Below are 13,416 nucleotides of genomic sequence, written 5' to 3' on the forward strand. Positions count from 1 at the left end.
CCATTAATTAACACTATGGCTTAACATCGCTGAAAAATAAAGAAAAACTCGGCAATCAAAGTCCGATTGACTATCGGATTTCAACCACCGAGCAACTAGATTAATACTAAGTCTAACTTTTAGGATTTACATTAACAAAGGGTTTTTCGTTATTTTTTCGTTTCGTCGGAAGAAATACCATAATTCGAATCAGGCGGAATCTTCTGATCTGTGTTGTAATTGATTTTTGAAACATCAGGTGCGATAAATCCTTTAGGCTGATAAAAGCGCAACAGATCGCCGTAAATGACTTTATCCGAGTAATCAAGCATCTTCTTAGCGATATCTTCGTATGGTTTGCCAAGTGACGCTTCAACTTGTTTGCCGTCACTGTTTTCATAGACATTTCCGCCGACGATTGAGTACTTGTTCGTTATAACATCACCGTTACGGAAGGGAATAATCTGACGATGCTGTTTTGAAAAAAGGTCTGTACCAAATTGAATGTAATTCTTGGTATTAATGCCAAGAAGACTCATGAGCGTCGGTCTTACATCTACTTCTCCGCCATAGGTCGAAACAGTGCCACCTGCAATTTTTGGAATATGAATGAAAAGAGGTACTTTCTGCAGCTGGGCATTGTCAAAAGGTGTGATTTCATCCTTGCCAAGCACTTTCGCCATGGCATCGTTATGATTTTCTGAAAGGCCATAATGATCTCCATACATAATAATTACTGTGTTATCAAACAGACCGGCTTTTTTTAAGTCGGTAAATAATTGTTCAACAGCTTGATCCATGTAATTGGCAGACTGAAAATAGTTGTCAACAACACTGTCACCGAAATCTCCGGGCTGAAAAGTTGTGTCTTCTTTGTCCATCCCGAATGGGAAATGGTTGGACAGAAGGATTAACTTGCTGTAAAATGGCTGCTTCAAATTCGAAAGATAAGGGAGAGTTTCTTTAATAAAAGGCTTATCTTTCATGCCGTAATTCTTTGTGTTTTCAGCGCTCATATCATAATACTTAGAATCAAAGAAACGTTCATAACCAAGTGTTTTATACATTTGATCGCGATTCCAAAATGATTTGACATTACCATGGAACACCGCAGTCTCATAACCGCGCTGATTCATCATTGCCGGTGCGGCTTGATACGTATTAAACCCTTTCATCTGGAAAACTGGCCCCTGTGAAAGAGGAAAGAGCGAATTCTCCATCATGAATTCAGCGTCAGACGTCTTGCCTGAACCAGTCTGATGATAAAAATTCTTGAAATACGTAGTGTCATCAGCACCGGTTGTCAGCTTGTTTAGAAAAGGCGTAACTTCTTGACCGTTCGGCATTTTATAGTTAATGGCAAAGCTTTGCAAGGATTCCAGGGACACATAAATAACATTCATTCCCTTGGCTTTCGCATAGTAGTTCGGGTTTGGAGCGGCAAAATTTGACTTGGTAAAGTTTTGAATATCATTAATATCACTGCTGTCTGCCATTGCTCTCTGAGCATTTGAGCGGGCATTCTGAATGGTGTCATAGATCGCAAAGTTATAGGCGCCCAAATATTTGACAATATAGTTGCGGTCGAATGTTCGGCTGAGCAGCTCAGGTCGATCCGTTTCCGCAAGGCTTAGGTTTACAATGAAAATCATGACTGCTGACACAAATACAGTAAAAATTGTGCGAACACTCCAGCGTTCAGCAGATGGACGTGCGATTTTAAAGAGAACAAGACTAAAAACAATTAAAGTATCAATGAAAAAGAAAACATCATACCCATTCATCAGCGAAGCAACGCTTCCCCCTAAATCACCGGCATTGCCTGTTGATTGAGTCATCGTTGAAAATGTGATGAAATCACTAAAGAAACGATAGTAGACAATATTTGCGTACAACCAGAACGATAGGACGAAATTAATAATGATAAGCAGCCATTGCTGCAGACGTCCTTTAAAGATAACAGCAATACCAAAAAATAGGAGTGCCGAGCTTACCGGATTGAGAAAGAGCAGGAATTGCTGCATCTTATCATTAACACCGAGATTAAATTGAGTTAAGTAGACAAAGTAAGTTTTCAGCCAGAATAAAATGACTGTGAGCAAGAAAAACGCATATTTTTTTGTCAGCATACGCTGCCCGACAGTAAGTAATCGCTTCACGTTTGTTCAACCTCCTGAAATCAGGCAAAATTGATTTAAATAAGGTAAGGTTCAAATCTGAATATAAAATTGTTATAATCCCAAATAATATCATACGGATTAATATGATCTATGTTAAAAATGTGTAAAAAAAAAAGACACGTAAAACCTTCAATAATTCTATATCTTTTTAGTTAAAAGTCAAGAATTGCGTGCACTTAATCTTATGTTTAGTAATTGAAGTGATAACTTGTCCTTCAGCAAATTTTATACAATATATAGGAAAGAAGTGGAATCTTGTCTAATCCACAGATTAAAAAAATCAACCCGAGAACATCAGATTGAGGTATGTTACTGTAATTACTGCCTTAACATTTAAAGTTTATCGTGCGCTGCGGAGACGTTTTAATTTCTGCTCATTTTTCCCAACATTTTTCAGCAATGAAGGATAGCGAACCATTAACATTGTATAGCGGCCAAATAAAAATCCGGAAATAAATATGAAGTAAATGATGAAGCTGGAAGAGCCATTTAATGAAGGCGTCAAAGATAAGTAGTGAATGGATAGGAATTTGAGCGCAAAGCGAACCGGTATGGACAGCGACCAGACGAATACCGACATGACGGATCCGGCAAGATACCAGGCACCATCATGATTTAGCAGTGGGGTGAACCGTCCTTGAATCAATCCGAGACCAAATGAAAGTGAAAGTGTTGTGCCGAGCATGATCCAATCAATAAGCGGTAACGTCTGCATTGTGGATAATGCACAGACGGCACAAAATAATAAGGCTAATGGCTGCCGATAAAGTCGTCCGGTTAAGGGCTTTTCTCTAAGCTGGTTGAACAGGACTGCTGTCAGTAAAACAGAACCAAAAATAAGGAACATGGCGTTCACCTCTGCACATTTTGTTCTACTCAGTTAATGTATGTCGTGTTTAAATTGTCCTATTCCACTCATTTTGCTGATGCTATAGTTGCTTTTCTGAAAAATTTATTTAAATGACAATTTCATTACAAAGGATAAATGATTTAATTCGGGAAAAACCGAGCTAATGTTACAATTATATTTCATTACGACATATAAGTTTAATATCAGTTGGAAAAGGTACGGTGCTATAATAAAAAAGTCGATAAAGAGAAAATAATAGGATCATATAAAAATGTATGGTAAAAAAAAGAGAATGATTGTTTTGGGGAGGAACTAGGCCGATCATGAAAATGAATAAGAAAAAGGCAACCGTGACACTGGCACTGACGTTCGGACTGACATATACTTCGATTGCTCCATCAGTTACATATGCATCACCATCATTAAGTGAAATTAATAGTAAAACATCCGCTCAGAAATCATTGAAAGATCAGCTGAACAAGCAGCAGCAGGCGATTCAAAATGAATTGACAGAAATGAATAAGAAGCAATTGAAACTGACAGGTGAAATCAGTGACGGACAGGCTGAAATTAATCAGAACAATGATCAGATCGGTGCTTTGAAGGCAGAAATAACGGAAATCAATAAACGGATTGAAAAACGTAAGGCGTTATTGAAGGATCGTTTGGTTTCAATTTATAAGAACGGTGGATCTGTCAACTACTTGAATGTCTTACTTGGTTCCAAAAATTTTGGGGATTTCATTGATCGTACGTTTGCACTGACAACAATTACGAATCAGGATCAAAAAATTATTACTGATCAGAAAAATGATCAGGCTGCTGTGAAGACGAAGAAGGCAAGTGTTGAGAGAAAGCAGGCTGCTAATGTCGCGCGCTTGGAAAAATTGAAGAAAACTTTGACTGAAGTTGTCGCTCTGCAGGAAAAGAAAAAAATTGCTTCTAAGGCATTGGATCGTAAGCAAGAAAGCGTATCTGATCAGCTCGCTTCTTTGACGAATGCAGCAGAAGAACTGAAACGTGCATCAATCAAGCCGGTGTCCTATACTCCATCCGGTGAATCCAATGATTCTGCTGATTCAAGCAACTCGAGTAATTCAGGCAGTTCGAACAATTCTTCTGCAAATGATCAATCGTCGAATAACAGCAGCAGTTCGTCAAATGACTCTGCACAGTCTCAGCCTGTCGGTTTGTCGGCATCGGTTTCAACGGGTGGAATTTCTGGTATTCTTGGATACGGCAATCGTTTTATTGGCAGATCAACTTACGTGTTTGGAGCTTCCAACCCCGCAGCCGGTCAGTTTGACTGCTCTGGATTTGTTCACGCAGCGTTTGCCGCAAATGGTATCGGCGTAGGCCGTTCAACCGGTGCGCTGGTCAGTCAGGGCAGTGCAGTAAGCTTTGGTTCTGCACGTCCCGGTGATCTTGTTTTCTTTGATACATATAAAACGAATGGTCACGTTGGTATTTATCTTGGCGGCGGTCGTTTCATAGGTTCTCAAAGCAGTACCGGTGTTGCCATCGTGAGCATGAACAACCCATATTGGAAATCTCATTTCCGCGGTGTCGTTCGCAGAATTCTTAACTAATTCATTCCCAATTGAAAAATTTTAAAACACAGGCTTAGCGGTCTGTGTTTTTTGTTTTTCATAAAATCGATAATACATGACATTATGATATCTGTCATAAAAAAATGATGATCGTTGGGACTGTGCGCTTCGGGGATGATTCGCTATTCTTGGTATAGCGGTATCATTTCAATAATAAAGAGGGTTGAATGATGAACAGTTTCGCGATGATCAAGCATTTTTTGCGTGTTCTGATGTATTACAAAATTAATTTTATCTTTACCCTCGGTGTGCCTGTCGGATCAATCATTTATACAATGCGCGGCTACATCTTCCATATGTCGAATCAACAGATTGTCCAAACTCATATCGGTTACTGGATCAGCTATATGGTTGTTCTTTATGCCATCATGAACAGCGGCCCGTCTTTAGTTATTTTGAGAGAAGAGCAATTTTTGAAAATGTTTCTGTTCATCTCGGGATCGGTCCGTTCAATTCTTTGCGCTAAATTCATTTCTCAGTTTCTTTTACTTTCGATTTCAGTACTCATCCTCGACATTCTTAGTTGTCTTTTATTTGGGCTTCCGATAATAAGACTATTTATTCAATCTATTCTGCTGATTATTCTTTGTAGTCCGCCCATATTTTCTCTTTTTCTTTTCTTTGCGGCATTGCCGTTGCGGCAGGAAACAATAACTCCGTTAATTAATGTCTTGATTTTTTGCTTCATTTTCCTGTCGGTCAGTCAAATCAATCATTTGCTCATATTCGTTAATCCGATTGATTATACATTTCAGATTGCAAGGTTTTTGTTTGGGGTAACAGTGTTCCATGCGGTCCGGCTGTGGCTTCCGATCACCGTGACGTTATTTTACTTGCTTATCGGTGCCTTTGCTGTGAAAAAAATGCGGTTCTTGCCGATTTTCAGAAATTGAGGTGAAATACGCGTGAAAATAGAACATTTGAACTTTAAGTATAAAAAGGGTGACCGTTTGGTTTTTGATAATCTATCATTTAATCTCGTGCAGGGAAAAATACACATTCTATTGGGACGTAATGGCGGGGGTAAATCAACGCTCCTTGATGTATTGTCAGGTTTGCTCAGAGTTGACGCGGTTATTCTGAATCCGATCCCCAAAAATGAAATACTTTATCAGATTCAAGGAGTTCCTATTTTAAGTACGATTAAAGGAAAGCATCTTGCTGAATTAATTTTATGCGCGAGCGGTCAATATAAAAGTCGAGACTTATCACCGGAAATGTGTAGCGAACTGTTCAATGATCATCGTGAATGGGAAAAAATTACTTATTTATGGGATCAGCAATACGGTAAAATGTCACCGGGTGAGCGGCGCTGGCTGACTATTATGCTCTACTGTATGCTCGATAAATCCTTATATCTTTTTGATGAGCCGACTGCCGGTGTTGATCCTTATTCCGGAATGCAAATTGCGCGGTTTATTCGTCGACTGCAGGAGAAAAAAGGAAAGACAGTCGTATACGCCACCCATAAGATTCAAGATTTAAACGGCTTCAAGGATTACCGGGTACTTGTACTGGACGAGGGAAAGATCGTTGTCAACGAGGATGGGCAGCATTGGTTACAAGCGTGCAAAAAAGAAAAAGGTCCATTTTGCAAACGCATTGTTGCGTTGTGGGAAAATTCATCAAGTAATTTAATTTAAATGTTAGGATTCTCTCGCGGTTGCTATATCCTATTTACGAGAATACTGTTTCTGTGTATGCTAGAGAAAAATCACTCAGAGAAGGGAGGGCGTGAAACTTGAAGCTGTTTCCAAAAGCAACGGGCCCGTATCCTTACCTCTGGTTATTAATTATCTTTCCTCAATTCTTTATTATTGTTAGCTATGCGGATCATCGACTAGAACAGGTCATTGGATTGATTGCGGGAATCGGCCTTATCTATATCTTTCGCCAAATGTACTGGCTGGAGTATACGGTGCTGCTAATTCATTTTTTATTAGCGATTACCATACTTGCCGCCCTATCAGTCACTTTGAACTCCGAAACCATGCTCTTTTTTTTAATTGGTTTTGTATTTCTTTTCGGTTATATTGAACGTGTAAGAGATTTGGTAATTGGGATTGTGGGACTTGCCGCAGCTTTTCTGTTTGTGGCGCAAATTCTTGATGGGAACTTATTAGCCTTTGTTTCTCATGATCAGTTTTTCTTTCTTCTAATAGAAATTGCCATTCCGATCGCTATCTTTAGCCACAATCGGACAAGAAATCTACATGATCAGCTTGCTCAGGCAAATGAACAGATTGTCGCCCTTGTTAAGGAACAAGAGCGTGGTCGATTTGCACGTGATCTTCATGATACCTTGGGACATACGTTGACAATGATTATCCTTAAAAGCGAACTTGCGTTGCGGCTTATTGAGAAGGATACGAACCGTGCCAAGTCGGAGATTGGAGAAATCGAACAGATCAGTCGATCGGCTTTGAATCAGACGCGGGAGCTGGTTGCGTCCACTCGTCACCATTCTTTAGCAGAGGAACTGAACGAAACCAAGCATTTTCTTGAAACGAAAGGGATTTCAGTGACCATTCATAAACCTGAGACGTGGCCGCAGCTCCGGATTGACGATGAAACGATGCTGAGTCTTGCTTTCCTCGAAGGAATCACCAACGTGGTCAGGCATAGTAACGCCCGGAAGTGTGCCATTCGTGCGGTGACTGATGACCATAAATTATTTCTTGAGATTAACGATGACGGGATCGGCATTTGCGGCAAGGATTCAAAAGGAAACGGCCTGCATACGATGCGGGAGCGGATGCGTTTAATTGGAGGTACGGTTACGTTGGACTTACAGACAAAGGATAAAGGAACACGGCTTTGTTTTTCTCTGCCGTTAAATGAAAAAAAGGTGGGTAAAGAAAAATGAAAGTGTTGATTGCCGAGGATCAGGGAATGCTTCGTGGCGCGCTTGCTCAGCTGCTTGAAATGGAGGAAGATGTCGAGATTGTCGGTCAGACAGGAAATGGTCAAGAAGCATTAGAACTCGTTCAACAGCGGAACCCGGATCTGATCATCGCGGATATCGAAATGCCGGGGATGAGCGGACTCGAAGTTGCCGAGCAGCTTCAGGATGCGGACATGCCATGTAAAACGGTGATCGTGACGACTTTTGCACGTCCTGGCTATCTTGAGCGTGCAATGAAGGCCGGGATAGCCGGATACATCTTAAAGGATGAGCCAATTAACGAGCTTATCGCGCATCTTCGTCTGATTCACAATGGCGGCCATTTTATCAGCCCTGAATTGGCTTCAGCTCTCTACTTTTCCAAAACAAATCCCTTAACAAAACGGGAAGAAGAGGTTCTGCGCCAAGCATTTTCAGGTTTCGAAACACGCCAGATCGCCAGCAGACTTCATTTATCACATGGAACGGTTCGTAATTATTTATCTACCGCCATTCAGAAGATGGATGCGCATTCGAGGCAGGAAGCCGCCAGAAAAGCGGAAGAGAACGGATGGATCTAAATGAAAGGTGTGAAAATATGTTCAAAATCATGATCATTGAAGATGATCCGACCATGCGTGAGATGATTGCGGAAGCGTTGGGTAAATGGAAATTTGAATCAGAGTCAGTCCTTGATTTTGAACAAATAAGTGAGCGTTTCGCTGTTTATCAACCGGAATTAATTTTATTGGACATTAATTTGCCGATATACGACGGTTTTTATTGGTGTCAACGAATTCGTGCCTTATCGAAGGTACCGATTATTTTTATTTCTTCACGTGATACGGCCATGGACAAAATCATGGCGATGAATATGGGCGGCGATGATTTCATTACCAAACCAATTGATCTGGATGTATTAACAGCAAAAATTAACGCGCTGCTGCGAAGAACTTATTCGTACAGAACACGCGTTCCTCATGTTTTAGAGTTTCATGGCGCGCTCCTGCAGCTCACAGCTAATACACTTATGTATCACGATCGGTCAATTGAGTTGACGAAAAATGAATTCAGAATGATGCACACACTTATGAAACATGCAGAATCGATTGTCTCTCGAGATCAGATCATGCGCGATTTATGGGAAAATGAAAGCTTTGTCGATGACAACACACTGACTGTAAATATGGTGCGATTACGGAGGAAGCTTGACATGCTTGGAATGAAAGACTGGATCAAAACAAAAAAAGGGCAGGGATATCAGCTGCAATGAAAATAATCAGCTATTTATGGGATCAAAGAACATGGCTTATTTATTATATAACGTCCTCCGTTTTCCTCACAGTTTTTCTGATCGTCGTTCCATCATTGAGTATGAAACCAGGCGATTTATTTTATCTGCATGCTGTGCTTTTCTTTTTCTTTATCCTTTTTCTACTCATCGGTTATTGTCGGCGATCACGATATCTTTCGGCACTCATTGATGCGGTCGAATGTTCAGCGAACAATCGGTTGTTGTCTCTTCCAAGCGCGCAAACACAAGAACAGCAGCTGATTCATCATTTGTTACACAAGATTGATCAGGATCATCACCATTATATAAATCAATTGCATGCGGAAATTGAAGAGAATAAGGATTTTATCCTTGCCTGGGTTCATGAAGTGAAAACGCCGATTGCCGCAGGAAAAATGCTACTCGCTGCGAGCTCGGAAAAAACAAAGGACCAGCTCATCGACAAGTTTGAGGATGAACTTGATGAGATTAGTCGTGATGTGGAGCGTGCTCTCTATTATTCACGAACAGAAAGATTTTCGAATGATTATTTCATCAGCGAGTACGAGTTAAAGCCGATCATTAGTCAGCTGCTCAAGAAAAACGCCAAGCTGTTCATCGCAAAGAGAATAAAAGTTGAGATGAACAATTTGCGGATTCAGGTGCTTACGGATAAAAAATGGCTGCTGTTTATCATTGATCAGATTTTCTCCAACGCATTGAAGTATATGAATGTACAGGGATCCTTGAAAATTACAGGAGAACGAAGAACGAGAAGCAGCGTGCTGATCATCAAGGATAACGGATGCGGCATTGCTCCCGAAGATATTCGGCGTGTTTTTGAAAAAGGTTTTACGGGATCACTTGGCAGGCAAACGAAGCACGCAACGGGTATAGGGCTTTATCTATCCGACACGCTGATGAAGAAGCTGGGTCACCAATTGTCGCTAGCCTCTGTCCCAGGCACTGGGACAACGGTTACACTTGAATTTCCGGATCATGTTGACTATACCGAGATTGGACGCGGTGCGTCATGGTGACAAAAGTGTAAGGTTTCCGCTTGAACTGTAAGCTAAATCGAGGGAACTCCGGTACACTGTTACTTACACTGTAAGAGAGTAACAGACAAACGGTAAAGGGGTTTATAATCATGCTGCTGAATGCGAAGGGACTGCAGAAAGTTTATGGACGGAAAGGACAAATGTATACGGCGATTCGAGCGATTGATCTGTCTATTGATCGAGGTGAGTTCGTCGGCGTCATGGGACCCTCCGGATCCGGCAAAACGACGCTGCTGAATATCATGTCGACGATTGATCAGCCATCAGGAGGAACGGTTGAAATGAATGGACAGAATATTGGCGCAATGAACGAGAAAGAATTGACAATGTTCAGGCGGAATCATTTAGGATTCATCTTTCAGGACTACAATCTGCTTGATACGTTAACCATTGAAGAAAATATTGCACTGCCACTGACACTTTCAAAGGTTGATGTGCATGAAATTGAGCAAAGAGTGCATCAGACAGCAGAAATTCTGGGACTGGACGAACTGCTGAACAAATATCCTTACGAAGCTTCGGGAGGTCAGCAGCAGCGTACAGCCGTCGCACGTGCAATCATAGTAAAACCGGATTTGATTTTTGCTGATGAGCCCACCGGGGCGCTTGATTCGAAATCTGCTACGACGCTGCTGCAAATGCTGACACGACTTAATGAAGAAGAGACGGCCACTTTATTAATGGTGACACATGATGCGTTTTCCGCGAGCTACTGCCATCGGATCTTGTTTTTAAAAGATGGGGAAATCTTTACTCAACTTGACCGTGGGCGCCAGTCTCGAAAAGAATTTTTTCAGAAAATTCTCGATGTACTTTCAGCCATAGGAGGTGAGGCAAGTGACCTTTTTTAAGCTTGCCCGCCGAAACATGACGCGAAACTTCTTTCATTATTTTCTCTATTTCGGATCAATGATCTTCAGCGTTCTGATCTTCTTTACCTTTGTATCCATCCAATACAACGACAAGACACAGGCAGCCGTCTCAGACTATGTGAAAATCAGCACCGTGTTTCAGCTGGCCTCGATTGTTCTGTTTATTTTTGTTGCCTTATTCATAGGTTATTCCAACAGTTTTTTTATAAGGAGTCGTAAGAGAGAAATCGGTCTCTATACGCTTATGGGTCTGCAAAAAAAACAAATCGCACGGATGTTCTTTTGTGAAAATTTATTTCTCGGGTTGCTGTCACTTGTTGTTGGTATTTTTATCGGAATGCTGCTCTCTAAATTTTTCATCATGGTTCTGATGAAGCTGTTGGATAGTGCTGTGACCGTTCCTTTTTCGATTTCATTACTAGCTGTTCTTGAAACCGTGATCGTTTTTCTCGTCATTATTGCCATAGCATCGCTTTATGGCTACCGTTTAATTTATCACATTCAGCTTGTTGCCTTATTTCATGATGAGAAGAAAAAGGAACGCATTCCTAAAGTGCCGGTCATCCAAGCGGCAGCGTCATTGCTGTTTATCGGTGTGGGTTATTGGGTTGTGCTTCTGGGCCCGAATTCAGTCATTTGGAAAAATCTTGGGTTTTCTAAAGGAGCTTTTTTAATTTTACTCTGTGTCATCATAGGCACAATTTTGATGATTCGTTTCCTGACAGCTTTTTTTATTAATAATATGAAGAAACGTAAACGCATTTACTATAAAGGTACCAATATTATCGGCATTTCACAGCTCTCTTATCGAATTAGAGCGAACGCACGAATATTGATCGTGATTGCAATAATGAGTTCGGTGACTTTAGTTTCTGTAGGAGCGAGTTACAGCTTCTATTACATGGTTGGCGAATGGGCAAAGAATAGTTTTCCCCATACTTATGAATATCTCATACCTGCGGAGTATCAGAAAAGCGCAGAAAGTTTACTGAGGGATACGTTGCGTTCGGAAGGTAAACGGCATAAGATAACGTCTCGCGCGTCCGTTCCGGCACTCCAGTTAGAAGTTGAGCTATTGGAGCTGGATGGTGGGGCGGCTGAGTTTTATGTGATTTCCAATTCCTCTTATAATGAATTGGCTGCCCGTTATGAAAAAAATGATCGGATACAGCTTAACGAAAATGAGGCGATAATGCTGGCCAAATTCTATAAGAAAGAATTTAACAGAAGCTACATGGGACACAATGGCAAGCTGGCATCCATTGAAAGCTACGGAAAACGGGGAAAGGGAACAACGGTGCATTATATCGGATACAAAAGGGTGAATTTTTCGTGCTCAGACACTGTTGTCGTTAGTGACACACTGTTTAAGAAACTGTCAAAGACGAGTAATCCATTGATGCTGGAGCAAATCGATGTCTCTGATCAGGAGCATTTAGGAAAATCGGATGACCAATTTAAAAATGCCATGACTCATTTGGAAAAAAATATCAAGGGAAAGAATGGGTACTATGACGCCGGTGTATTTAGCTTTTACGGTATTTACCATGATCTTGTCGTTGCATATGGATTAATGATGTTTCTCGGCGCCTTTTTAGGGCTCGTTTTCTTATTTGCCACCGGCAGCATTATTTATTTTAAACAGCTGAACGGAGCAGCACAGGAAAAAACGCAGTACACTATTTTAAGAAAAATCGGTTTGACAAACATGGAAATAAGAGGAACGATTGCAAAACAGATCGGATTTATTTTTGCCTTGCCGTTTGTCGTCGGGGTCGCACACAGTTCGGTTGCTTTACTTGCTCTATCTAGAATGATTGAATCAAATTTAATCGTACCGGTTGTGATCTGTATGGGGATCTATGCCTTCATTTATTTTATATACTATCTCTACACAGTGCGTGCGTATTCAAAAATGGTGGAATCTTAAAGTAATGTCCGAAAAAGGTGGCGAACTCAAATTTCGACATGCCAGCGAAATAAAGGTGTTGTCTTTAATTTCTTTTGTCTGCTAGGCACTTCTCGATCCGAATGAAATACATCTGAATTTTTGTCGAAAAATGTGCAAAGGCCGTTTCAGAAGTGGACATGACCGAATAGGATATAGAAAAATAGAGGAGGATGCAGTATGTTTATTCTCATCGTTGTCATGTTTATTCTCCTTGTCATCGTTGGTCTTTTCTATTAAATAAGGAGAGATTTAACGATTAGCCGGTGTTCATTTAAAAGTGAAATTCTGGCTTTTTTTTATGCCGGTTTTCTAACAGAGCAGCGACAAAACGTTGTTAATAAATTTTTTGTGAACAGCTTCTTCCAAACTAGTGTTCAGTCGACAAAAAAACCCCGTTCAGAATTTACGCGAAATGTGTGACAATAAAGGTATCCTATTAAAGCGAAAGGGAGTGCCAGCTGCTATGCCAAACATCGTTTCTTTCAAATTTAATCCAACAGAACTAAAACTGAATAAATTTATTGACTTCTATGGTTACTGTACACAATGGAATCAAAATATTTATGTGTATGGGAAAAATGAAGCGCAAAAGGTTCATCGCCTGTCTGAGCTTCTCTCCTTTATTTTATTTTCACATGATCATGAATGTCTGATTGTTATTGAAGGCAGCGGAATCAATGAAACAAGGGACTATATCTCAAAGCATTTATCTGGTGTTCAGACTGCGTGAGTAAGGCCGCCCCAACAGAAGATGAT

At 40.7% G+C, this 13,416-nt stretch carries 12 protein-coding genes and 1 pseudogene; 11 read left to right on the top strand and 2 right to left on the bottom strand.

The genetic code is table 11. From position 1 onward, the window contains the following. Positions 1-149: 149 nt before the first annotated feature. Together ltaS and NIE88_RS10635 are read right to left on the bottom strand one after the other, a co-directional pair. Positions 150-2,108 carry a lipoteichoic acid synthase gene (gene ltaS / locus NIE88_RS10630; protein ID WP_253062118.1) on the bottom strand — a complete coding sequence of 653 codons (1,959 nt, stop codon included), beginning with the start codon at positions 2,106-2,108 and terminating at the stop codon, positions 150-152. 391 nt (positions 2,109-2,499) lie between these two features. After that, positions 2,500-3,006: a hypothetical protein gene (locus NIE88_RS10635; RefSeq protein WP_253061974.1), complete on the bottom strand. Its 507-nt coding sequence runs from the start codon at positions 3,004-3,006 to the stop codon at positions 2,500-2,502. A gap of 326 nt (positions 3,007-3,332) precedes the next feature. Between NIE88_RS10635 and NIE88_RS10640 the strand changes: the two genes are divergently transcribed. The 11 genes and pseudogenes from NIE88_RS10640 to NIE88_RS10690 all read left to right on the top strand — a co-directional run bounded on the left by NIE88_RS10640 (position 3,333) and on the right by NIE88_RS10690 (position 13,390). After that, the gene (locus tag NIE88_RS10640; protein WP_253061976.1) at positions 3,333-4,598 is read left to right on the top strand and encodes a coiled-coil domain-containing protein; all 1,266 of its coding nucleotides are present in this window, start codon (positions 3,333-3,335) and stop codon (positions 4,596-4,598) included. Between the two features lie 191 nt (positions 4,599-4,789). Next, positions 4,790-5,512 carry a hypothetical protein gene (locus NIE88_RS10645; protein WP_253061978.1) on the top strand — a complete coding sequence of 241 codons (723 nt, stop codon included), beginning with the start codon at positions 4,790-4,792 and terminating at the stop codon, positions 5,510-5,512. Between the two features lie 12 nt (positions 5,513-5,524). Beyond that, complete coding sequence (locus NIE88_RS10650; protein WP_253061980.1) at positions 5,525-6,262, top strand: ATP-binding cassette domain-containing protein; 738 nt, start codon at positions 5,525-5,527, stop codon at positions 6,260-6,262. A gap of 98 nt (positions 6,263-6,360) precedes the next feature. Then, positions 6,361-7,485: a sensor histidine kinase gene (locus NIE88_RS10655; RefSeq protein ID WP_253061982.1), complete on the top strand. Its 1,125-nt coding sequence runs from the start codon at positions 6,361-6,363 to the stop codon at positions 7,483-7,485. Beyond that, the gene (locus NIE88_RS10660; protein WP_253061984.1) at positions 7,482-8,084 is read left to right on the top strand and encodes a response regulator transcription factor; all 603 of its coding nucleotides are present in this window, start codon (positions 7,482-7,484) and stop codon (positions 8,082-8,084) included. Before NIE88_RS10655 ends, NIE88_RS10660 begins: the two co-directional genes overlap by 4 nt. A 17-nt stretch (positions 8,085-8,101) precedes the next feature. Next, positions 8,102-8,776 (top strand): response regulator transcription factor, encoded by a 675-nt coding sequence (locus tag NIE88_RS10665; protein ID WP_253061986.1) that lies wholly within the window; start codon positions 8,102-8,104, stop codon positions 8,774-8,776. Further along, positions 8,773-9,816, top strand: coding sequence for a sensor histidine kinase (locus tag NIE88_RS10670; RefSeq protein ID WP_253061988.1), 1,044 nt, complete (start codon positions 8,773-8,775; stop codon positions 9,814-9,816). Before NIE88_RS10665 ends, NIE88_RS10670 begins: the two co-directional genes overlap by 4 nt. A 104-nt stretch (positions 9,817-9,920) precedes the next feature. Continuing rightward, positions 9,921-10,688: an ABC transporter ATP-binding protein gene (locus NIE88_RS10675; RefSeq protein WP_309247033.1), complete on the top strand. Its 768-nt coding sequence runs from the start codon at positions 9,921-9,923 to the stop codon at positions 10,686-10,688. Then, positions 10,675-12,639, top strand: coding sequence for an ABC transporter permease (locus NIE88_RS10680; protein ID WP_253061992.1), 1,965 nt, complete (start codon positions 10,675-10,677; stop codon positions 12,637-12,639). The genes NIE88_RS10675 and NIE88_RS10680 overlap by 14 nt, the downstream gene beginning before the upstream one ends. Before the next feature lie 192 nt (positions 12,640-12,831). Continuing rightward, positions 12,832-12,897, top strand: a pseudogene (locus tag NIE88_RS10685) (YjcZ family sporulation protein); the annotation flags it as partial. 226 nt (positions 12,898-13,123) lie between these two features. Next, a complete protein-coding gene (locus tag NIE88_RS10690) occupies positions 13,124-13,390 on the top strand; it encodes a hypothetical protein (protein ID WP_253061994.1) in 267 nt (88 codons plus the stop codon). Positions 13,391-13,416: the final 26 nt, after the last annotated feature.

Origin of the sequence: Sporolactobacillus shoreicorticis, assembly GCF_024125445.1 — a bacterium.
GTDB classification, from domain to species: domain Bacteria; phylum Bacillota; class Bacilli; order Bacillales; family Sporolactobacillaceae; genus Sporolactobacillus; species Sporolactobacillus shoreicorticis.